At 56.1% G+C, this 21,901-nt stretch carries 22 protein-coding genes and 6 tRNA genes; 13 read left to right on the plus strand and 15 right to left on the minus strand.

The features are described 5' to 3' along the window. Positions 1–21: 21 nt before the first annotated feature. The 10 genes from whiA to B5F22_RS01350 all read right to left on the minus strand — a co-directional run bounded on the left by whiA (position 22) and on the right by B5F22_RS01350 (position 9,946). Positions 22–918, minus strand: coding sequence for a DNA-binding protein WhiA (whiA, locus tag B5F22_RS01305; RefSeq protein WP_242955027.1), 897 nt, complete (start codon positions 916–918; stop codon positions 22–24). 12 nt (positions 919–930) lie between these two features. Further along, complete coding sequence (locus B5F22_RS01310) at positions 931–1,920, minus strand: gluconeogenesis factor YvcK family protein (RefSeq protein WP_087389956.1); 990 nt, start codon at positions 1,918–1,920, stop codon at positions 931–933. 3 nt (positions 1,921–1,923) lie between these two features. Then, entirely contained in the window at positions 1,924–2,787 is an 864-nt protein-coding gene (rapZ, locus tag B5F22_RS01315) for an RNase adapter RapZ (RefSeq protein WP_087389959.1), read from the minus strand. 13 nt (positions 2,788–2,800) lie between these two features. Further along, positions 2,801–3,712, minus strand: a complete 912-nt coding sequence (gene murB, locus B5F22_RS01320) for a UDP-N-acetylmuramate dehydrogenase (RefSeq protein ID WP_087389962.1) — start codon at positions 3,710–3,712, stop codon at positions 2,801–2,803. 148 nt (positions 3,713–3,860) lie between these two features. Further along, positions 3,861–4,247: a hypothetical protein gene (locus B5F22_RS01325; protein ID WP_204210472.1), complete on the minus strand. Its 387-nt coding sequence runs from the start codon at positions 4,245–4,247 to the stop codon at positions 3,861–3,863. Continuing rightward, positions 4,234–5,700, minus strand: coding sequence for a recombinase family protein (locus B5F22_RS01330; RefSeq protein WP_087389965.1), 1,467 nt, complete (start codon positions 5,698–5,700; stop codon positions 4,234–4,236). The genes B5F22_RS01325 and B5F22_RS01330 overlap by 14 nt, the downstream gene beginning before the upstream one ends. A 255-nt stretch (positions 5,701–5,955) precedes the next feature. Then, positions 5,956–7,080, minus strand: a complete 1,125-nt coding sequence (gene nagA / locus B5F22_RS01335) for an N-acetylglucosamine-6-phosphate deacetylase (protein WP_087389968.1) — start codon at positions 7,078–7,080, stop codon at positions 5,956–5,958. Next, positions 7,077–7,820, minus strand: coding sequence for a glucosamine-6-phosphate deaminase (nagB, locus tag B5F22_RS01340; RefSeq protein WP_087389971.1), 744 nt, complete (start codon positions 7,818–7,820; stop codon positions 7,077–7,079). Before nagB ends, nagA begins: the two co-directional genes overlap by 4 nt. A gap of 152 nt (positions 7,821–7,972) precedes the next feature. Continuing rightward, a complete protein-coding gene (locus B5F22_RS01345; protein ID WP_242954866.1) occupies positions 7,973–8,518 on the minus strand; it encodes a hypothetical protein in 546 nt (181 codons plus the stop codon). A gap of 138 nt (positions 8,519–8,656) precedes the next feature. After that, entirely contained in the window at positions 8,657–9,946 is a 1,290-nt protein-coding gene (locus tag B5F22_RS01350) for an adenylosuccinate synthase (RefSeq protein ID WP_087389974.1), read from the minus strand. A gap of 229 nt (positions 9,947–10,175) precedes the next feature. On the opposite strand from B5F22_RS01350, the gene B5F22_RS01355 reads away from it, so the two are divergent. The 12 genes from B5F22_RS01355 to B5F22_RS01410 all read left to right on the plus strand — a co-directional run bounded on the left by B5F22_RS01355 (position 10,176) and on the right by B5F22_RS01410 (position 16,485). After that, positions 10,176–10,457, plus strand: a complete 282-nt coding sequence (locus B5F22_RS01355) for a YerC/YecD family TrpR-related protein (protein ID WP_087229615.1) — start codon at positions 10,176–10,178, stop codon at positions 10,455–10,457. A 4-nt stretch (positions 10,458–10,461) separates the two neighbouring features. Then, a complete protein-coding gene (locus B5F22_RS01360) occupies positions 10,462–11,202 on the plus strand; it encodes a class I SAM-dependent methyltransferase (RefSeq protein WP_087389977.1) in 741 nt (246 codons plus the stop codon). Positions 11,203–11,208: 6 nt separating this feature from the next. Then, positions 11,209–12,090: an Hsp33 family molecular chaperone HslO gene (hslO, locus tag B5F22_RS01365; protein WP_087389980.1), complete on the plus strand. Its 882-nt coding sequence runs from the start codon at positions 11,209–11,211 to the stop codon at positions 12,088–12,090. A gap of 104 nt (positions 12,091–12,194) precedes the next feature. Continuing rightward, a tRNA-Val gene (locus B5F22_RS01370) sits at positions 12,195–12,270 on the plus strand. A 30-nt stretch (positions 12,271–12,300) separates the two neighbouring features. Next, positions 12,301–12,377 (plus strand) — tRNA-Asp (locus B5F22_RS01375). Between the two features lie 7 nt (positions 12,378–12,384). Continuing rightward, positions 12,385–12,460 (plus strand) — tRNA-Phe (locus B5F22_RS01380). Positions 12,461–12,463: 3 nt separating this feature from the next. Beyond that, a tRNA-Gly gene (locus B5F22_RS01385) sits at positions 12,464–12,539 on the plus strand. 66 nt (positions 12,540–12,605) lie between these two features. Continuing rightward, positions 12,606–12,680 (plus strand) — tRNA-Cys (locus B5F22_RS01390). 75 nt (positions 12,681–12,755) lie between these two features. Next, positions 12,756–12,832 (plus strand) — tRNA-Pro (locus B5F22_RS01395). A gap of 575 nt (positions 12,833–13,407) precedes the next feature. Further along, positions 13,408–14,322, plus strand: coding sequence for a helix-turn-helix transcriptional regulator (locus tag B5F22_RS01400; protein WP_158096567.1), 915 nt, complete (start codon positions 13,408–13,410; stop codon positions 14,320–14,322). A gap of 358 nt (positions 14,323–14,680) precedes the next feature. Next, on the plus strand, positions 14,681–14,866 hold the full coding sequence (locus tag B5F22_RS01405; RefSeq protein ID WP_087229604.1) for a hypothetical protein: 186 nt from the start codon (positions 14,681–14,683) through the stop codon (positions 14,864–14,866). 2 nt (positions 14,867–14,868) lie between these two features. Next, entirely contained in the window at positions 14,869–16,485 is a 1,617-nt protein-coding gene (locus B5F22_RS01410; RefSeq protein ID WP_158096568.1) for an ABC transporter ATP-binding protein, read from the plus strand. On the opposite strand, the gene B5F22_RS12405 is transcribed toward B5F22_RS01410, so the two are convergent. From B5F22_RS12405 to B5F22_RS01430, 5 genes are all read right to left on the minus strand, one after another. Next, a complete protein-coding gene (locus B5F22_RS12405; RefSeq protein WP_204210474.1) occupies positions 16,482–16,919 on the minus strand; it encodes a hypothetical protein in 438 nt (145 codons plus the stop codon). The genes B5F22_RS01410 and B5F22_RS12405 overlap by 4 nt on opposite strands. Continuing rightward, complete coding sequence (locus tag B5F22_RS01420; protein WP_204210476.1) at positions 16,891–17,379, minus strand: GNAT family N-acetyltransferase; 489 nt, start codon at positions 17,377–17,379, stop codon at positions 16,891–16,893. The genes B5F22_RS12405 and B5F22_RS01420 overlap by 29 nt, the downstream gene beginning before the upstream one ends. Before the next feature lie 87 nt (positions 17,380–17,466). Further along, complete coding sequence (locus B5F22_RS12195) at positions 17,467–17,637, minus strand: hypothetical protein (RefSeq protein ID WP_158096569.1); 171 nt, start codon at positions 17,635–17,637, stop codon at positions 17,467–17,469. 89 nt (positions 17,638–17,726) lie between these two features. Then, a complete protein-coding gene (locus B5F22_RS01425) occupies positions 17,727–18,482 on the minus strand; it encodes an exodeoxyribonuclease III (RefSeq protein ID WP_087389990.1) in 756 nt (251 codons plus the stop codon). Continuing rightward, positions 18,479–19,831 carry a conjugal transfer protein TraL gene (locus B5F22_RS01430; RefSeq protein WP_143482145.1) on the minus strand — a complete coding sequence of 451 codons (1,353 nt, stop codon included), beginning with the start codon at positions 19,829–19,831 and terminating at the stop codon, positions 18,479–18,481. Before B5F22_RS01430 ends, B5F22_RS01425 begins: the two co-directional genes overlap by 4 nt. Before the next feature lie 155 nt (positions 19,832–19,986). On the opposite strand from B5F22_RS01430, the gene asnB reads away from it, so the two are divergent. Next, positions 19,987–21,843: an asparagine synthase (glutamine-hydrolyzing) gene (asnB, locus tag B5F22_RS01435; RefSeq protein WP_087389996.1), complete on the plus strand. Its 1,857-nt coding sequence runs from the start codon at positions 19,987–19,989 to the stop codon at positions 21,841–21,843. Positions 21,844–21,901 lie beyond the last annotated feature (58 nt).

Here is a 21,901-nt window from a genome sequence, read left to right on the forward strand (position 1 = left end):
CTGGGTAAAAGGTTTTCTCTCTCAGCTCTCCGCCAGCTGGGCCAGCTTGCGCAGTCGGTGGTTCAAAGCGGACTTGGACACCGGAGGGGTGCACAGCTCTGCCAACTGTGCCAAGGTCAACTCCGGGTGGGCCATGCGCAGGTCCACCGCCTCCTTTAATTTATCCGGCAGGTCTTCCAGCATTCCCCGCTCCTCCAGGCGGTAGATGGCATCCATCTGCCACCGGGCCGCCTCCACCGTCTTATCCAGATTGGCGGCATCGCAGTTGACCCTCCGGTTGACGCTGCCCCGCAGGTCCCGCTCCAGCTTGGCAGTCATAATCTCCATGGCAGAGATGGGGGCGCCCACGGTGGTGAGAAAGTCCTCGATGTGGTCGCTCTGCTTGAAATAGGTCACGTGATTGCCCTTGCGCTGGGTGTCCTTGGGGGTAAAGCCCAGCTCCTGGAGCAGGGCGATGCTCTCCCGCCCCACCGCCCCGTGGGAGGTGGCCAGCTCCAGATGATAGCTCTTACCCGGGTCGGTCACCGACCCCCCCGCCAAAAAGGCGCCTCGGAAAAAGGCCGTCTGGCAGTGCTCCTCTTCCAGATGGGCAAAGTTGATGTGCACCGACACAGCGGAGTCCCGCTCCAGTCCAAAGGTGTCAAAGAGGATGTGCAGCTTCTCCGGGTCCTCAATGAGAAAACTGCCCTTCCCCTCCCCGGTGGGAATCACGTCAAACTCCACCCGAAATGCCTTACGAAACAGCAGGGGCAGCCGCTGCTTAAGCTGAGGGGATTCCGTAATGATGCGCACCTGTCGGGGCTGGAACGTATTGCAGTAGAGCAAAATTCCGTAGGCCTCCGCCTGAGCGCAGCAGCGGCGGCTGAGGGGCTGTTTGCATAGTTCTTGTTTTACCTGGGCAGAAAAGGTCACATGCATCTGCTCCTTTTGTCAAAATGTCTTGGTGTGTCCCCGCTGCTGGTACAGCTCCAGCACCGCCTGGGCCACCTTGTCCCCGGAATGCCGGGCGAAGTCCACCTTTTCATCGGTGAGGGGGCGGCACACTACCTCAGCCCCCAGAATCTCCATCTCCCGGCGGTCTACCACCAGAGGCACAGCGTCCTCCAGCTGGTAGCGGTACAACATCTCACGGGGCAGAGCCGCATTGTTGCACAGGCACAGGTCCACCAACTGGGGCCCGCCGTGCTCCAGCAATGCCGCCAGATGCTCGGAGGCGGTCATACCCTCGGTCTCCCCGTCCTGAGTCATGATGTTGCAGACGTAGATTTTCAGTGCCTTGCTCTCCTCAATGGCGTCGGAGATGCCGTCCACCAGCAGGTTGGGGATGACGCTGGTGTACAGGCTGCCAGGCCCCAGCAAAATGATGTCCGCCCGGCTGATGGCCTCCACCGCTGCAGGCAGCGCGGGGGGATGCTCGGGGATGAGGCGCACATGGTGAATCCCGCAGTTCTGCTGCTTTTTAAAGTTGAAGATCTTGGACTCTCCGCACACCTGGGTGCCGTTTTCAAACACGGCCTCCAGCTGGATATTCTCATTGGTTACGGGCAGAATAGTACCTCGAATGGCCAGAACCTGGCTCATCTGGGCCACCGCCTGGTCAAAGGAGGTAGAAATTCCGTCCAGGGCCGCCAGAAGCAGGTTTCCAAACGCCTGACCCGCCAGCCGTCCCTCGGGATAGCGGTAGGCAAGCAGGGTACGCATCAAAGACTCCTCGTCGGCCAAGGCCTCCATACAGTTGCGGATATCCCCCGGTGGGGGCATACCCAGCTCCTCCCGCAGGGTGCCGGAGCCGCCGCCGTCATCCGCCACCGTGACAATGGCAGTGAGGTCATCGGTGCAGTTCTTCAATCCACGCAACACGGCAGACAGTCCGTGTCCGCCGCCAATGGCCACAATAGCCGGTCCGTGTTTCTTTCCCATATCTCAAGCCCTCGTCATGTCCCGGTGGTTCTCCGAGACCTGATAGCCCAAACTACGCACGTACTCTGCCAGCGCATGGGTCATGGCCACTGAGCGGTGCTGGCCGCCCGTACAACCGATGGCCACCACCACCATGCTCTTCCCCTCTTCTACAAACTGGGGCAGCAAAAATCCCACCATGTCCTCCAGCTTCTCCAGGAATTCCTGGCTCTGGGCGAACTGAAACACGTAATCCCGCACGCCGTCGTCCAAGCCCGTCTGGTGCTTCAACTCTTCGATGTAGAAGGGATTGGGCAAAAACCGCACGTCAAAAACCAGGTCCGCCTCCATGGGCAGGCCGTATTTAAATCCAAAGGAGGTAACGCACACATTCAGCTGGCTGACCTTCTTCCGCCCGGGGTACACCAGTTCCAGCACTCGGTCCCGCAGCTTTCGGGTGGACATGGCGTCGGTTTGGAGCACAATGTCCGCCCGATCCCGCACCGGCTTCATGAGCCTGCGCTCCATCTGAACGGCTCGGGCCAAAGTGCCCTGGCTGTCCATCAGGGGGTGGCTGCGTCGGGTCTCCTTGTACCGCTTGATGATGGTCTGGTCATCCGCCTCCACAAACAGAATCTGATAGGGCACCTTCATGCTGTCCAGGGTGTCCAAAGCCTGGAACAGACCGTCAAAGTGGCTGCCACCTCGGATGTCACACACCACGGCAGCCCGCTGATGCTCCCCGCTGCCCATCTGGCACAGCTCTGCAAACTTGGGAATCAGCTCCGGGGGCAGGTTATCCACACAAAAATAGCCACTGTCCTCCAAAATGGAGATTACCGTGGACTTTCCCGCCCCGGACACACCCGATACAATGAATAACTGCATACTCTCTGCCTCCTTACTTGAGGTATCTGACCTCTGGCTCCAGCTCCACGCCGGTGTCCCGGAACACCCGCTCCCGGACCTGATCCATCAGACGCAGAATGTCGGCACAAGTGGCCCCTCCTACGTTGACGACAAATCCAGCGTGCTTCTCCGAAACCATGGCGCCGCCCACACGCAGGCCCTTGAGGCCGCACTGGTCAATGAGGGCGGCGGCAAAATGGCCCTCCGGGCGCTTAAAGGTGGAGCCTGCACTGGGAAAATCCAGGGGCTGCTTCTCCCGGCGGCGGCCAGCCAAATCCTTCATTTTGTCCCGGATTTCCTGGCCATCACCTGGCTCCAAGTGAAGCTTGGCCCATAGCACCAAGTTTTCCCCGTCGCTAAAGGCGGTATGGCGGTAGGCAAACTGGCAGCGCTGAGCGTCCCACTCCTCCACCTCTCCGGTGGGGGTCAGCACCCCCACCTGGGTCACGACCTGCTTCAGCTCCCCGCCATAGGCGCCAGCGTTCATGGTCACGCCGCCGCCCAAGCTGCCAGGAATGCCGTGGGCAAATTCCAGCCCCGTGAGCTGGGCCTGGGCCGCCTGATTGGCCAGCTGGGAGAGGAGAATTCCGGCCTCTGCCGTCATGTTCTCTCCTTCAATATGGCACTGGGCATACTGGGGCACGGTTTTTATCACAAAAGCATTCACGCCGTTATCGTCCACCAACAGGTTGGAGCCGTTGCCCACCATCACCGTGGGAATCTCCCAGGCACGGGCCAGCTTCACCGCCTCCACCAGCTCCTCCGTCTGTCGGGGCAGCGCCATCAGCGCCGCCGGACCGCCCACCCGAAAGGTGGTGTGGCGGCTCATCGGCTCATCCTGACGCAGTTCCAGCTGGGGCAGCCGCTGCCTGAGCTGCTGGTACAGCTTATGTATCTCATTCATATGCAAACCCTCCGGCTTGTGTCTCTAGGTTGGTATCTGGTTAGAAAGATACTCGTGTATTATAGCAGAATTCCCGTTAAAAAAAAAGTGTGGTTCTCCACGAAATTGGGAGGGGCGTTGTCAGGCAACGCCCCTCCCAGACCGGGTTTCAGCAGCAGGGATTGCAGTTTTTGGCCTCCTGGTAGCCTTCTGGCGGGGAAACCGTGTTGGGCGGGAAGAACTCCTCGGTGGGGAACTGGACCTTGCGGAACAGAGCGCAGGGGTCCTCCTCGTTTCCACCGGTGCACTCCTTGTTGGGAATGCAGTAGTCATAGGCGGGAATGAGCAGCTGGCTGTCTCGCTCCAGCCGAATCATGGAGAACTGACCCAGGGTCACATACACCCGCTTGCCCTCGCTGCTCATGGACAGCTCGCCGGGGAAGCAGGAGGTGATGCAGGTGGGGATGTCGTTGGGGTCGCAGCAACAGCAGCAGCCGTTGCTCTCACAGCCATCCACCAGCTTCATCCCCAGGATGATGGGATCAACCGCCTCCACGGTCGGGATCAACTGGAGAGGTCCCGCCATCCGCCCTCAAAATAATCCGCACCTCTCCCCGCTCGTCGGCGGTGATCTTCTCCACCAGCTTGGCTACATCTGCCCGTTCCAGCCCCTCCCACCTCATGTACTCTTCCAGCTGCGCCAGAATTTTCGCTGCATCGCTATGCTCTCCCGCCCATTCTTCCTGTAAAGTGTCTTCCCTTGTCTGTATTTCTGCCAGTTCCTGTTGCAGCTGTTCCAGGGGGATAATTCCGTTGGCATAGAGCCGCTCATACCGCTTCTTTCGCTGTGCCAGCCGTTCCAGTTCACTCTCCTCCTGGGGTACCCCTGAGATATGGTTCAGAACTCCATCCACCACACTCTGCTTCCATCCTTCCAGGTTGGTGATACACTCACCGACATGGTCCCGGATGGCAGCCACCAGCTGTTCCTCCTCGATTTTGGTGCGGTTGGCACACAGCCCCTGGTCATTCCCCCAGCACTTCCAGTACACTCGGGTGTTGGCATAGGTATAGGTCTTGCGGCAAAAGCTTCTCCCGCACTCTCCGCAGACAATGAGGCCGCTGAAGGGATGCCGGGCGCTATATCGGCCTGGAGATTGCCCCGGCCCACAGGCCTTGGCCCGCTGTTGCCGCTGCTGTTGGGCCTGGGCAAACTGCTCCGGTGTGACAATGGCCCACTGGGGCCGTGGATGGTGAAATTGCTCCTGAGGGGGTAGCTTTTTTCGCTTCCCCGTGAGGTAGTTTTCCACCTCATACTTGTGATTGACGTGGTGGCCGCAGTAGATGGGGTTTGTGAGGATGCGGTGGACGGCGGACGGGGTCCACGGACAGCCCTGTTTGGTCACATACCCCAGCCCGTTGAGCTGTTGGGCAATGGTGCGGCAGCCCAGCCCCTGGTCCACATACAGGGAGAATATCTTGCGCACCACCTGGGCCTCTTCTGGACAGATGGCTAGTTGGAAATTGTCCACCCGGTGGTAGCCGTAGAGCAGCCGAGGCACCCGCCCCTTCTGGGCGTTGAGGCGTTTACCAAACTTTACGCGGCGGCTGAGGTTGGCACTCTCCTCTTGAGCCAGGGCCCCAAATAGGGTGAGCACAAACTCGGACTCCCCCAGGCTGTCCATATTGGCGGTGAGAAAGCGGGTATTCACCCCCAGGTCTTTGAGGGCCCGCACGCTCTGGAGGAAATCCACTGTATTGCGGGCAAATCGGGAAATATCTTTCACCACCACCAAATCGAAGTGATGTCGGGCAGCATCTCGAAGTAACGCCTGAAACTGCTCTCGTTTCCGCATCTGTGTGCCGGAAATTCCCTCATCGGCATAGACCCGGACCAACTCGTACCCGTTGGTCCGGGCATAGGCTTCAAAAAACTCCTTCTGATTGGCCAGACTGTCCAGCTGCTCCTCTTTGGCCGTGGACACCCGGCAATAGGCTGCAATTCTCACACACTTCTTCCCTTCTTTCCAAAAAAGATAAAGAGGGGTCTCCCCCTCTCTATCTCCAGCAGCTGCACAGCTTTTCCGTCAAGATTCTGCCCCACAACTCTTGCAGAGCGTCTCCTCTGTTGTGGTCCACGATGACAAAGTGAATGTGCAAAGCAATCACCCCCACACCACTGTATGAGGGGAAGTGCCGGGTATGACAAAGAGCTGGCGCAGAGGTATCTCTGCACCAGCTCTTCTGATACGTATTGGGTCTGATTACAGGACCCCGTGGACCAGCTCGCCCCGGAACAGGACGGCCTTCAGGTTCAGGTCCTTGTCCAGGACCACCACGTTGGCATCCTTGCCCACGTCCAGGCTACCCACACGGTCGTAGATGCCGATGGACTTGGCAGAGTTGACGGCGGCGGCCATCACAGCATCCTCCAGGGGGATGCCGAAGGAGACGGCCGTCTTCATGCAGTTCATCAGGTCGGTGACAGAACCAGCCAGAGTGCCGTCGGCCAGCTCAGCCCGGTTGCCCTTGACGAACACGGCCTGACCGCCCAAGGTGTACTCACCGTCGGGCATACCAGCGGCACGCATGGTGTCGCTGACCAGCACCATCCGCTCACGGCCCATCATCCGGAAGGTGGCCCGGATGACTGCGGGGTGCACGTGCACGCCGTCACAGATGATTTCCACGTAGGCGTCCTTGCTGTCGGCAGCAGCGCCGATGACGCCGGGGTCACGGTGAGCAAAGGGAGGCATGGCGTTGTAGAGGTGGGTGACATGGTTGGCACCAGCCTCAAACGCAGCCATAGCAGTGTCATAGTCGGCGGTGGTGTGAGCCAGGCTCACGGACACCTCGTCCTTCACCTCACGGATAAAATCCATGGCGCCATCCAGCTCGGGAGCCAGAGAAACCAGCTTCACCAGGCCCTGGGAACACTCCTTCAGGTGGCGCAGCAGAGCCACGTCGGGATCGCGCAGCCAAGCGCCGTTCTGAGCGCCCTTCTTGGCAGCGGCCAGGAAGGGGCCCTCCAGGTGAATACCCACCAGCTCAGCGCCGGGCACGTTGGCGGCACGGTGCTGGGCAGCGGTGGTGCACACCTTCTCCAGCTGCTCGGCAGCCAGAGTCATGCCAGCGGGGCAAATCTGGGTCACGCCACGGGACAGCTCGTAAGCTGCCATATCCGCCAGCCCCTGAGCGTCTGCGTCGGAGACATCGGCCCCCACGCAGCCGTGGAAATGGACATCGGTGAGGCCGGGGATGACATAGCACCCGGACACATCCACGCCGTTGTCCTGACAATTCTCTACGATCTTTCCGCCCTCCAGGCACACGTCTTTGACAACAAAGCCGGCCTGGGGATCAAAGACCTGTCCGCCCGCGAGTCTCACAGGCAACCCTCCTTACGCAGCACGGAGAAGGCGGCCTCGTCGCCCACCACAGTCACGTTGGGGTGCAGCTGCAGCAGAGAGGCGGGCACGCGGGGAGTGATGGGGCCAAAGAAAGCCTTGTGGACGATCTCAGCCTTGTCCTCGCCGCTGACAACCACCACCACGGAGCGAGCCTGGAGAATGGCGGCCATGCCCATGGTCAGAGCCTGACGGGGCACGTCAGCCTCGGAGGCGAAGAAGCGCTTGTTGGCGTCGATGGTGCTCTGAGCCAGCTCCACCACGTGAGTGGGGCCCACAAACTCGTCGGCAGGCTCGTTGAAGCCGATGTGACCGTTGTGGCCCATGCCCAGCAGCTGCAGGTCGATGCCGCCCAGCTCACGGATGTGGGCGTCGTAGGCAGCGCACTCAGCGTCAGCATCCTCAGCCTTGCCGTTGGGGACGCTGGTGTTGGCCACATCAATATCCACGTGGTTGAAGAGGTTGTTCTGCATGAAGTAGCGGTAGCTCTGGTCGTGATCGCCAGACAGGCCCTTGTACTCGTCCAGGTTGACGGAACGGACGTTGGCAAAGGACAGGTCGCCCTTGTTGTACCACTCGATCAGCTGCTTATAGGTGCCGATGGGGGTGGAACCGGTGGCCAGACCCAGCACGCAATTGGGCTTGACGATGACTTGCGCAGAGATGAGATTCGCGGCCTGACGGCTCATAGCCGTGTAGTCAGAGCAGGAAATAAATCTCATAATTGATAACCTCCTAAATTTACAGTCCGCATCCCGAACTAGCCAGGGTCTCCCCCGCCTATCCCGGAACGCCAAGTATTTCCCTTCCCTATGTATGGATTCCCACACTCAGAAGGGCTCTATATGTATCATAACTTTATCAAACCCAAATATCAATAGATTTTCCAAACTTTTTTTGAATTTGTTTCCTTGCAGGAAAATTTTCGCCATTTTTTACCTGCCCAGTTGATCGCAACCGTCTCCACTACCGCCACAGGCAGGTTGCTATTCTCCAGCGCCTGGGTGTCCAAGCTGCCCATGGAGGCGTTGGAGGAGAACACTTTGGCCGAGCCCTCGCTGCCAAAGAGGATGGCCCGCTTGTCAAACACCGCCAGTCCACACACAGACACCGGGCGGGATGCCCCCACGAAGGCGTCCGCCGTCACACGGTAAAAGTAGCGGACGTCCACGGTGTAGAATCCCCGGTGGAATCCCATGGGCTCCACGTCAATGTAGGCGTATAGCAGCTCGGCCTTTCCAGCCTTCAGGCTGATGGCCCGATCAATGACAGCCTGGGAACTGGCTGTGGGGTAAAGGCGCAGATCTTCCACGCAGTCCTTATCGCGACAGCTGTCGTAAATTTTTCTGGTGTGAATGCACACGGCCTCTCGAATACCAGCGGTATCGCAGATGGGGCCGGGCTCAATCAATTCAGCCATAGATCAATACCTCCCGATGGTTGATGGGAACAAGAACAGAGAGATTCTCCCTTCTTCCATTCCCATTGTATGACCACCGGGAAAAAGGGTGCAAAAGCCCCCTTGCCACTCAAGGTTGCGGCAAGGGGGCTCTGGGTTTTATTGGGGCTGACGCAGAGCAATCTCGTGGCGCTTGGGGCCAGTGGAGACAATGGTGATGGGCACACCGATGTGGGATTCCAGGAACTTCACGTAGTTCTTGGCCTGCTCCGGCAGGGCCTCAAAGTCAGTGATACCACGCACGTCGCTCTTCCAACCGGGCAGGGTCTCAAACACAGGCTTGGCCCGCATCAGACTGGGGGTGGTGGGGAATCGGTCAGTGACCTGGCCGTCGATCTCATAGCCCACGCACACCTTGATCTCATCCAGATAGCCCAGCACGTCCAGACAGGTCAGAGCCACCTGGGTGGCACCCTGAACCATACAGCCGTACTTGGTGGCTACAGCGTCGAACCAGCCCACACGGCGGGGACGGCCGGTGGTGGCGCCGAACTCACCCTTATCACCGCCACGGCGGCGCAGCTCGTCGCCCTCTTCCCCGGTGACTTCACTGACAAAGGGCTCGGTGTTGGAACCCACAGAGGAAGAATAGGACTTGGTGACGCAGATGACATCCTTGATGGCGGTGGGAGGCACGGCAGCGCCCACGCAGCCAAAGCCAGCCAGGGTGTGAGAAGAGGTGGTCATGGGGAAGATGCCCAGATCAGGGTCCTTCATAGAGCCCAGCTGACCCTCCAGCAGGATGGTCTTGCCCTGGGCCAGGGCCTCGTGGACAAAGGTCACCGCATCCCCAACATAGGGACGGATCATCTCCCGGCACTCCAGCAGCTGCTGGAACAGCGCCTCCACGTCCAGAGCAGGCTTGTGGTACAGGTGCTGGAACATCACATTCTTCAGCTCCACGGCCCGAGTCAGGCGGTCGCGCAGCCGATCCTCGTCAAAGAGATCGCACACCTGAATGCCAATCTTGGCATATTTGTCGGAATAGAAGGGAGCAATGCCGCTCTTGGTGGAGCCAAAGGCCTTTCCGCCCAGACGCTCCTCCTCGTAGCTGTCCTGGAGCACGTGGTAGGGCATGAGCAGCTGGGCCCGCTCCGAAATGATCAGCTTGGGAGCAGGCACGCCCTGATCGGTGATGGACTTGAGCTCCTCCACCAGCTTCACCACATCCAGGGCAACGCCGTTGCCAATGATGTTGGTGACATGGGGATAAAAAATGCCGGAGGGCAGAATGTGAAGCGCAAACCGACCGTAGTCATTGATAATGGTATGACCAGCGTTGGCACCGCCCTGGAACCGGATGACCACGTCCGAGGTCTCCGCCAGCATGTCGGTGATCTTGCCCTTTCCTTCGTCGCCCCAGTTGGCACCTACGATTGCTTTAACCATAATTACCTCCGCAGTGCGGGATTCGCAACCATGTAAATGGATTTGCCTTATCCGCAACGCATTATGTGACTATTATAATATTATATTCCCCAGGACGCAAGCCTTTTCCGCCACTCTGATAGATTTTATCCGGCTTCATTCTTTTACCTCTTTACTTTCTTGAAGCGCAATGGTATGATAGATACGCAATTACACCAGCACCTACTATTAAAGAAATGGAGGCTGCACTATGCAGAAAAACAACTCTGAGAATGCAGAGATGCTGTACCAAGCCATTTTGTCTCTCTCCTCTCCAGAGGAATGTCGGGCTTTCTTTCAGGACCTGTGCACCGTGGCGGAGCTGCGGGCCATGGCACAACGTCTGGAAGTGGCTGTGCTGTTGGACAGCGGTATGATTTACAATGATATTTTGGAGCGCACTGGCGCATCCAGCGCTACCATCAGCCGGGTCAACCGCGCACTCCAGTACGGCGCAGATGGGTATAAAACTGTCCTTCCCCGTCTAAAGTGATTGTATGGAGCAATATACCTCTCTGGCGGAATACTATGACCGTCTCACCGGAGACGTGGGCTATTCCCACTGGGCGGACTATGTGGAGCGGCATTTCCGCCGTCTGAAGCATCCCGTTCGCTCGGTGGCGGAGTTGGCCTGCGGCACCGGCTCTCTCACCTCCATCTTGGCATCCCGAGGCTACCAGATGACTGCTGTAGACATCTCAGCGGACATGCTGTGCGTAGCGGCACAGAAGTGTCAAGACCAGGAGGTTCTTTTTCTGTGCCAGGATATGGCCAAATTCACCTTGCTGGAACCAGTGGATGCCGTCATCTGCTGCCTGGACAGCGTCAACTATGTCACCCGCCCCCAGAGGCTGCGCCGGGCCTTCGCCCAGGTGTATCGCAACCTCAATCCCGGCGGGCTCTTTCTCTTTGACGCAAAAACTCCGTTGGCCCTGGAGGAGGCGGACGGACAGACCTATCTGGACGAGGACGAAAGCCTGATGTGTGTATGGCGGGCCGACTACGAGCCCCGGCGGCGCGTCTGCGGCTACGGCATCGACCTGTTCACCCTGCGGCCGGACGGGGCATGGAATCGGGAGAGTGAATACCATGAGGAGTACGCCTATACCCCTCAGGAACTCACCGACTTTCTCACCCAAGCTGGCTTCTCCTCCATCAAGCAATACAGCAATCTAAAAATGTGCCCTCCCAAAGAGGAGGATCGGCGCATTTTCTTTGCAGCACGAAAGGAACAATAAAAATTTATGGATCAACTTGTACGTGTCATTGCCAAAGACGCCCCCATCAAAGCCACTGCCCTGTCCGCCACGGATTTGGTGGAGCGGGCCCGTGCCATTCATGACACCTGGCCGGTGGCCACTGCCGCCCTGGGCCGTCTGCTCATGGGCGCGTCCATGATGGGCAATATGTTGAAAAATGAGGACGGCTCTGTGACCCTCCGCATCCGCGGCGGCGGCCCTCTGGGCAGCCTCACCGCCGTATCAGACAGCACCGGCAACGTCCGGGGCTATGTCACCAATCCTGCGGTGGATGTACCTCGCAAGGCCCACGCCAAGCTGGACGTGGGCGCTGCCGTGGGCTGTGACGGAGAACTCACCGTTATCAAAGATATCGGTATGCGGGAGCCCTACGTAGGCTCTGTCCAACTGGTGGGCGGTGAGATCGCCGAGGACATCGCCGCCTACTTTATGGAGAGCGAGCAGATTCCCACGGCCTGCGCTTTGGGGGTCCTGGTGGCTCCTGACCAGACGGTACAGGCCGCTGGGGGCTATCTCATCCAACTGCTCCCCGGTGCCACCGACGAGGTCATCTCCGCTGTGGAGCGTGGCATTGCCAAGGTGGGCGCCGTCAGCGCCAAGCTGGACCAAGGCATCAGCCCTCTGGATCTGCTCCACGAGGTGCTGGGTGAGTTTGAGCTGGAAGTGTTGGAGACTACCCCGGTGGAATACCGCTGCCAGTGCTCCCGGGAACGGGTGTCTCGGGCTCTCATCAGCATGGGAAAACATGAGTTGGAATCTCTGATGCAGGACCAAGGCAGCGCCGAACTCACCTGCCAATTCTGCGATAAAGTTTATCATTTCTCAGAAGATGAGTTAAAACAGTTACTTTTGGAGGCAACTTCATAATTTTCAAAAAAACTTGAAAAAAGGTGTTGACATTTCCCCCAGTGCTTGCTATAATAACCAACGTCGTCTGACGAGCGACAGCGCCGAGCAAGGCGCAAGCACTGGGGAGCATAGCTCAGCTGGGAGAGCACTTGCCTTACAAGCAAGGGGTCACAGGTTCGAGCCCTGTTGTTCCCACCAAGACATTCTAGTTGGAATGTCAACACATGTGGCGCGGTAGTTCAGTTGGTTAGAACGCCGGCCTGTCACGCCGGAGGTCGAGGGTTCAAGTCCCTTCCGCGTCGCCACTTTTATGCCTCTGTAGCTCAGTTGGTAGAGCAGTGGACTGAAAATCCACGTGTCGCTGGTTCGATTCCGGCCGGAGGCACCATTTGCGAGTGTAGCTCATCTGGTAGAGCGCCACCTTGCCAAGGTGGAGGTAGCGAGTTCGAGCCTCGTCACTCGCTCCACTTAAAATAGAAGCGGATCTTCCACTTCTATTTTAAGTGGAGGGTGCATATTATAAAAGTGTCTCTGGCGCCATAGCCAAGTGGTAAGGCAAGGGTCTGCAAAATCCTGATGCCCCAGTTCAAATCTGGGTGGCGCCTCCATATCGCCGCAAGTGTCGAGGCGCTTGCGGCGATTTTTCTTTTCCCTCTTCCCTGTTATGTGCCCTAAAAAATTATCCGGGTGTGGCGAAGCTTGGTATCGCGCTTGGTTCGGGTCCAAGAGGCCGCAGGTTCAAATCCTGTCACTCGGACCAAAAAACACCGCTGACGAGATGTCGGCGGTGTTTTTTGTTTTGCTTGATTTTGTTGAACCTGCGGCCTCTTGCATGGAAATCAGCCGCCTTATGGCCCTCAGAGTGTCAACTCTGTGGGCCATAGGTTCAAATCCTGTCACTCGGACCAAAAATCCGCTGTTTTTTCTCGAAAACAGCGGATTTTTCTTTTGATTTGTGCCTGAATTTTGGGGTAATTTTTACGTTTTTCAGGTTGACAACATAAATACCACAGACAGGTTTTATTTTTTGACCACAGGAAGGGGGCTTCTTTTTATAAGGAGTGCCCTTCTTTTGTTTTCTGTGGCGCAGGATTTTGAGAGGCGGCTACGAACCGCCTCATAAAGCCCTGTCGTATTCCAGTTCCGACCCTCCCACCGGTGGTGAAGGATCTACCCTCCCAGAGTCATTAACAGGAATATTACAAATTTCAAAATGTGCTCAAACACCACCATTTTCCCGCTTTGCTTTTTTCATAGGCAATATGCTATACTATACTTGGAATATTGGGTACAGCTACCCGGAAACGAGAGGTCACATCCATGCATAAAAATTCATTGGGAGATACCCTGAGAGAACTACGCAAGCAAAAGAGACTTTCCCAGGAGGATCTAGCTGAGGGAATCTGTTCCACAGTATCTATCTCGCGCATTGAGAATGGGAACCAAATTCCTTCTCAACCTGTATTAGAAGCATTACTAGAAAAACTGGGAACTGGGCTGTACCAAATTTGCAACGTGTACTACCGCAGTGAGAAGCAGCAGGATTTTGAGGAAAGAGCCCAGACAGTTATCAATCTGGCGGACGAGGAGAATGTGGATCGGGCTTGGGATGAACTAAAACTTCTACAACAAGACTGCCCTGACGATACTCGGAGTCGACAACTTTGCTGGTTGGTAGAGGCCACGTTACGGCTACAATGCCACGACACGGACCCAGAGAACTATCCTTTCGAAGAAACCTTGGAGCTAGCCCAAAAGGCGCTGTCCCTAACCCGCCCCAACTTCGACTACGAAAACTTCCCCAGCTCTGTGCTGACTATCTTAGAGGTGGATCTGCTCCATATCATAGTCGCCATTTATGCAGGCATGGACCGCAACATGGAGGCTTTGCGCCTGGGTGAACGCCTATATGCTTCACTCAAAAGACATGAAAGTGATGTGGTTAGTTACGAACGGGCCAAAATCAATGTAGTAAGAAATCTGGGCGCCATTTTGGCAAAAATGAAGATGTACCAAGATGCGCTACAATACATCGATGAGGCAGAAGCTCTAAGTTTGAGAAACAATGAACATAGTTTCTTGGTTATGATCGAATTGACTCGAGCAGAAATTTACTGCCTTACGGACCGCAAAAAGGAGTGCGCTGATATTTTGAAGACGTTGGCAGCCTATACAGCATTAACAAAACAAACCATATACCTTCAGTCGATTCAACGCTTTGCCTTCGATCGTCTTGGCCTCGACTTGTAAAAGGGCACGACTTAACAAATGATGTTATATGTTCATAACGAATCGTGTATGTTTATCATATACATGGTTCGTTATGGTCTTTTTTGGGCTACGAGGTAAAATATGTCTCGAGGTTGCGAAGGGAGGTCATAGTGATGAGACCTTGCGTAAAGATCGAGATTCATATTATCGTCAAGTTCTAATAGCCCTGCTTATTGTGAATGTATTTCTATCATCCACATAATTTCAAGTCGAAAGTAGCAACAGAACTGCAACCTACACCCTGTAACGAATGTGGGGGTGTGGCTCAAACAGGGCCCACCCTCGCATTCGCCGTTTCTACAATGAACTTCAACTGCCGAAGAGGAGGCTCTCTATTATGCCGAAACCGGATGTTTTCAACAATTCTGCCCCGAAGAGGGAGGAGAAAATCTCCATATCTCTCAGCCTCTGTTTTGAGGGGAAAAAGTCTGTGCAGTATCATATAAATTGGGTTGATGAGACCGGCCATTCTCACGACATATCCAACATGGACGAGAACCATCCTGACAACGAGGAGAAATGACCATGAGAGGCTATATTTTTCAGAAAAACAAGCTGCTTACCACCGTCATGGTAGTGATGACTGTCCTGCACACGGCGGCGCAAGCAATGGTGGCCCTGATGATCAGCTGGATCATTGACACAATTAACGAGATTATTTTTACCGGCGACACCAGTCCGATCGCCAGCATTGCAATCCTTTGTGTTGTGTTTGCCGTGTTTGTGGGGATTGTAGTATTTTCATCTATGTATCTCCAGGGCCTTTGGATAAAAAAGATCATGCTGAAGCTGAAAAACTCTTTGTTCCATGGCATGCTACACCAACCTATGGATACCTATCAAAACTGTAATAGCGCTGTAAACCTGACTCTGCTGACCCAGTCCGTGGGAACTTTTGAGGAAAACTATCTGAAAAATAGTATCAAGATTTTCGAGTCGGCCTTTAGCATTGTGATGGCGGTGGTGTTGCTGTTCACTATCAATCCCATGGTAGCCATAATCTCCATCGTGTCCATGTGCATTCCAACGCTGCTGCCCCAGCTGTTCGGCAAAAAAATGGCTCACTGTCAAGAGACGGTTGTAAAGAAAACCACCGATTATACCGGCAAAGTAAAGGATGCACTGACCGGCTACGAGGTGCTAAAAACGTACCATGCTGAGCTACAAAACGAAGCAATCTGCCAAGATCAGGCCGACGCCATGGAAAGCAGCAAGTTGAAGATGACCGCAACCAACGCCATGGTGTATAGCGTTGCCAATTTTTCCTCGGTAATAGTGCAACTATTCATTATGTTGCTAGCAGGCATTTTCGCGGTGCGCGGTCTGATTTCTCTGGGCAATATCTTAGCTGTGGTAAATTTGACTAGCATGGTGGTGTCCCCCGCCTTTGAAATTTCGGGACAGATTACACAGCTGAAGTCTACCCAGCCCATTGTGAACCAGATGCTGACCCTGTTAAACATCTCTGATGCCTCTGCCCCCATGTCTGAGGTCAAACGGAGTCTCGTTTTGGACAATGTGACCTTTTCTTATTCAGATACCCCTGTGCTGGCCCATGCTAGCGCCCAGTTTGAACAGGGTAAAAAGTATGCCATCATTGGGAAAAGCGGCAGCGGAAAAAGCACCTTGTTAAAGCTGCTCGCCGGATACTATAACGACTTCGACGGCAACATCCTAGTGGACGGCCAAGCGGATATGCAGTGCGACTGTGCAGTCATTCATCAAAATGTGTTTTTGTTTGATGACACCATCCGCAACAATATCACCCTGCACGGCGATTACACCGACGCCCAAGTGCAGGAGGCCGTCTATGCGGCCGGGTTGGATGAAGTAGTGGCCGACTTGCCGGAGGGGCTAGAGACAAACGTCTCAGAAAATGGTGCACGCTTCTCTGGTGGCGAACGGCAGCGTATTGCCATAGCTCGGGCTCTGCTACACAGAAAATCCTTGCTTTTAGTGGACGAAGCCACATCCGCCCTTGATGCCGAGAATGCAGCTAAAATTGAAGATAGCATTCTGAGCCTAAAAGGCATAACCTGCATTGCTGTGACTCACAAATCTGATCCTAAGATATTGGCGCGATACGACCAAGTTTTACGCATGGAAAACGGTATGCTGTCCCCCGAGCGAAAGATTTTCTAAAGAAAATAGTAGAGCAGATCTACACTCTGTAAACCGGGAAAACTGTGCTTTGACGTAGCACAGTCTTCCCGGTTTTCTCTCACCACCCCTGCCTTCCTAAACTCCGCCCTGACCTCATCACTGAGAGCTTCAATCTCTGCATTCATCTCCCGGATGAGCTCTTCCAGCTTCTCCTCGCACTCCTCTTCGGTCGGGGCGTAGACATTTCGGGGACGTTTCTTGCCATCTGGCCACACGGGGGAGTATCTCCCCTCCCAGAGATGGTCGTTGATCTGACTGACACTTCCAGTCCCTGGCCTGCGCCGAGTGGGCTGGACAGGGGTGAACACTTCCGCTCTTCTCGCTTTTCCTCCGGATCGGTAATCGATACTTTCATATCTCCCCCTGTAATATGGTTCGTACAAATCACAATAAGCGTCGATACCGCCATCCATTTGGAGTTTTCTCGATGGGCATAAAGCCGCATGTTTCAAACATCTTCCGAGAGCCCACATTATACTCATAGATTTCCGCTACCTCCAGGGACGAAAATCCCAGGCGCTTTGCCCGGTCTACCAGGGCCAAGATCACCTTCTTTCCAATCCCATGCCCTCGTAAACCGGGCTCTCCAATCACAATGGGCATGTCCTCCCTCCAAAAGGGAACATCTCCAATTGGTACAAACCCATTGCCACAGGGATTGTATTCAATAAAGTACACCTCGCCACGAGCCTGCAAGTAGTGGTACATCTGATATACTTTCTCCATGGTATATGGAGTCGTCTTCCCGTCCACCAGCCACAACGTATGTTCATCCTGATACCACTTCAGCGCAAAGGTGCAATCATCGGTATACCTATGTAGACGGAGCGTCTCATCAATTTGGATAAACTCCGGCTGTTCAATCCCGCTCATCGGCATATTACATCACATCCTCAACGTGTCATATGTGTACAGCGCAGGAGAAGGGACCTCTCCCCTCTCCTACGCTGCCGCTTTCTCTTACATCTTCAATGCCCCAGACAGGTTCTCCATGGCGTCGCCGGCCACCTTGGCCGCCTTGCTCACCGTCTTCTGCATCTTGGTCTTCTTCTTGGGGCTCAGAGCCATGCCCATCACACCGCCCGCCAACATGCTCAATCCTGCCACGGGAATCATCATACTCATCTTCATCGCACATGTCCTCCTTTACTTTGGTCCAACCATAGTGTGCCCAGCGCAAAGGATTTCTCTATGCCAGTTTCTTCAGAATTGGTAAATTTTTAAATTTCCAGATCCAGCGACACCGGGCAGTGGTCGCTGCCGTAAATATCGGGGTGGATGAATGCCCCCTGTACCTTCTCCGCCAACCGCTGAGACACCACAAAGTAGTCAATCCGCCACCCCGCATTGTTGGCCCGGGCATTGAAGCGGTAGCTCCACCAAGAATACGCCCCGGTGAGGTCCGGGTACAAATACCGGAAGGTATCCACAAACCCGCTGTCCAGCAGCAGTCCAAACTGCTCCCGCTCCTGGTCGGAAAAGCCTGCCTTGCCCCGGTTGGGCCCGGGGTTTTTCAGGTCGATCTCCTTGTGGGCCACGTTCAGGTCTCCGCAGTAGATCACCGGCTTGGTCTTGTCCAATTCCATGAGATAAGCCCGCAGGTCCCGCTCCCACTCCATCCGGTAGTCGATACGGGCCAGTTCGTTCTGGGCGTTGGGGGTATAGCAGTTGACCAGGTAGAACTCCGGGTACTCCAGGGTGATGAGCCGCCCCTCGTGGTCGTGGGGCTCCACCCCCATGCCATAGCGCACCGAGAGCGGCTTATGGCGGGTGAAAATGGCGGTACCGGAATACCCCTTCTTCTCTGCCGAGTTCCAGAACTCCTCGTAGCCGGGCAGGTCTACATGGGCCTGGCCCTGCTCCATCTTGGTCTCCTGGAGACAGATGAAGTCCGCATCCAGCCCCAGCACCGATTCCTCAAATCCTTTTTTCAGACAGGCCCGCAGGCCGTTGACGTTCCATGAGACAAATTTCATGTGGTTTCTCCTTTTTTCACGCACAGGATGACCAGGTGGACGATACAGAAGATCAAAGCCGCAGCCATAGCAGCCGCCTCCCAGAACATCACCAGGTAATCCCCCGAAATGTATAAAATGTAGTTGTACTTTAGGCGCAAATAGACGCTGTAGCTGGCCAGAGAAGAGCCGCACACCAGCACCGCCGCCGGAATATGCCGCCAGTTGCTCACCGCCCAGCACACCGCCAGCACGTCGGCCAGATAGAAATACCGCTCGTGCATGTGAGGCAGCAAAAACGGAATCCCCACCACCAGCACCATAGCTACTACCATGGCCATCTGGTTGTCCAGCTTTTTCCCCTTCCACGCTCCGATGAACAGCATGGCAAAGGCCAGAATCATAGCGGCAATGATGCCCATCTGGGATAGAAACGCAGGGTCATAGGCGGCGTGGGCGGGCAAGAACTGATAGACGGAAGGAGCATTCAGCGTCAGCCGGTCATACTCCCCCATCTGCCCCAAGTAGACGGACAAAATGTCCTTCCAGGGCTTGCCCAGCAGCAGGGCTGGAATTGCCGTGAGAACATACACCCCAGGGAACACAAACAGCTCCCGGAACTTCACCCGGCCCGCCAGCCACAGCACACCCCACAGAGGCATGATAAACACCGTCTGGAGCTTGAAAGAGAAGGCCACCGCCAGCCATACCAGGGACCACTTGTTCTTGCCCTCCAGCACGCAGGCCACCGCATGGACCACCAGGGCCCCGTAGATGGCGTCACACTGGGCCCAGTAGCTGCCGTTGAGCACCACCGTGGGCACAAAGAGCAGCACACCAAAGGCGATCTGGGGCAGTATGGTATTTTCCTTCTCTTTGGTGAGTACCCGCACCAGGCGCAGGCCGCCCCAGGCCAGAATCACATCCAGGAAGATGGAGAACAGCTTGTACAGGTACAGGTCTGGGATATTCAGATAGGAAATCAAGGCAATAAAGTAGAGGTACGGCACATTGTAATTGCCTACGGGTTGAGAAATAGCTCCCAAGCCGCCGCCCTCCCGGATCACGTCGTACCACTGACTGAGGAAGGTGAGGTAATCGTCGCTCTCGTGGTCCAACAGCAGGCACCGCACCAGCATAGCCGCCGCCAGAGGGAGAAGTAGAACCAGAATCTGGTTGATTGGAACATTCTCTTTTTTCAGCAGCAATCCGCCCAGGGCTGCCATGAGCACCAGACACACCGCCACCCACACGCGATCTGCCACGCTCCCCTGTTGGAGTTGGAGCGCCGCCGCCACTGTCCCCACCAGACACGCCAGGGCCAGTATCCCACACAGTTTTTCTTGCCATCGCACTTTTGACCAACTCATGGTGATCTCCTGCTTTCCATTTTGTCTATTCGTTGTATTCTACCATGCCTCCCTCTGGGATTTCAACCGCATTCTTGCGGGGAACGGTTGACTTTTTTCTATATAAGATGTATGCTTTAGTCTGAATTTTCAAAACACTTCTGGAGGATGACTCTATGTGCGGTTTTACCGGATTTCTCTCCCGCTCTACCCCTGATGTCACTGCCCTTCACGCCATGGGCGATTCCATTATTCACCGTGGCCCCGACGAGGAGGGCTACTATACCGATGACCACTGCGCCATCGCCCACCGCCGCCTGTCCATCATTGACCTGGCTCACGGCCACCAGCCCATGACCAGCCCCGACGGGCGTTATATTTTGGCCTATAACGGAGAAGTTTATAACTTCCAGACCCTGCGCACCCAGCTCCAGGAGCTGGGCCACACCTTCCAGACCACCTCCGACACCGAGGTAGTGCTCCACGGCTACATGGAGTGGGGCGCTGAGGTCACCGGGAAGCTGCGTGGTATGTTCGCCTTTGTCATCTGGGACACCCAGACCAAGACTCTGTACGGCGCTCGTGACCCCTTCGGCATCAAGCCCTTCTACTACGCCCCCATGGGGGACACCTTCTTCTTCGGCTCGGAGCTCAAGAGCTTTCTCCCCCACCCCGACTTCAAAAAGGAGCTGAACCGGGAGGCATTGAAGTTCTACCTCACCTTCCAGTACTCCGCTCTGGACGAGTCCTTCTTTAAGGGCGTGTTCCGTCTGCTTCCCGGCCATCACTTCACCTACCGGGACGGCAAGCTGGACATGAGCGCCTACTACACCTTCTCCTTTGAGCCCGACTCCAAGAGCCTGGAAGAGCACGCCCAGGAGATTCGAGAGGTGGTCACCGAGTCGGTGGAGGCCCACCAGATCAGTGACGTGGAGGTGGGTGCCTTCCTCTCCGGCGGCATTGACTCCAGCGTCATCACCGCCCTGTCCCACCCGGACAAGACCTACTCCGTGGGCTTTGCCAACAAGGGCTTCGACGAGACCAGCGAGGCTAAAGCCCTGTGTGAGGAGCTGGGCCTGAAGAACATCTCCAAGACCATCACCGCCGAGGAGTTCTTCGACATTCTCCCCACCATCCAGTACTACGCCGACGAGCCCAACGCCAACCTGTCCACCGTGCCCCTGTACTTTTTGTCCAAGCTGGCAGCTCAGGACGTGAAGGTGGTTCTGTCCGGTGAGGGCTCCGACGAGCTGTTTGGCGGCTACATCACCTACCACACCACCAAGCCCTACCGGGCCTACCGCAAGCTGCCCCTCCCCATCCGTAAGGCAGTGGCAGGTGTGGTGTCCAAGCTGCCCCCCTTCCACGGTCAGGGCTTCCTGACCAAGGCCGCCAAGCCTGTGGAGGACACCTTTGTGGGTCAGGCCTTCATCTTTGACAACGACGAGGTGGAGCAGGTTCTCACCCCCGCCTACCGCAGCAGCCGCACCTGGAAGGACATCACCGCCCCCTATTTTGCCCAGGTGAAGGACGCCGACGACCTGACCAAGATGCAGTATCTGGACCTGCACCTGTGGCAGCCCCTGGACATTCTGCGCAAGGCCGACCGGATGACCATGGCCAACTCCCTGGAGCTGCGGGTGCCCTATCTGGACCGGGAGGTGTGGAAGGTGGCCCGCTCCATCCCCAGCAACCAGAAGATGCGTGGCAAGTCCACCACCAAGTTCCCCCTGCGTCAGGCCGCCGTGCCCATGCTTCCCGACGACTGGATCAAGCGTCCCAAGGTGGGCTTCCCTGTCCCCTTCATCGCCTGGCTCAAGGAGGAGAAGTACTACAACTGGGCCAAGGACCTCATCAACCAGGACTATGTGGCCGAGTTCTTCGACCAGAAGTACCTGCTGGACCTGCTGGAGCAGCACTACTCCGGCCAGAAGCGCACCCACCGCAAGCTGTACACCGTGCTGTCCTTCCTCATCTGGTATCAGGTGTACTTCCCCGAGGTGTGTGGTGTGGCTCCCTACCAGCCTAAATAATCTATTGTCATATCCTACAGTCCGCAGCGGTCCCCCCGCTGCGGACTGTTATCGTTGT

The organism is Pseudoflavonifractor sp. An187, assembly GCF_002160275.1.
Classification (GTDB): domain Bacteria; phylum Bacillota; class Clostridia; order Oscillospirales; family Oscillospiraceae; genus Enterenecus; species Enterenecus faecium.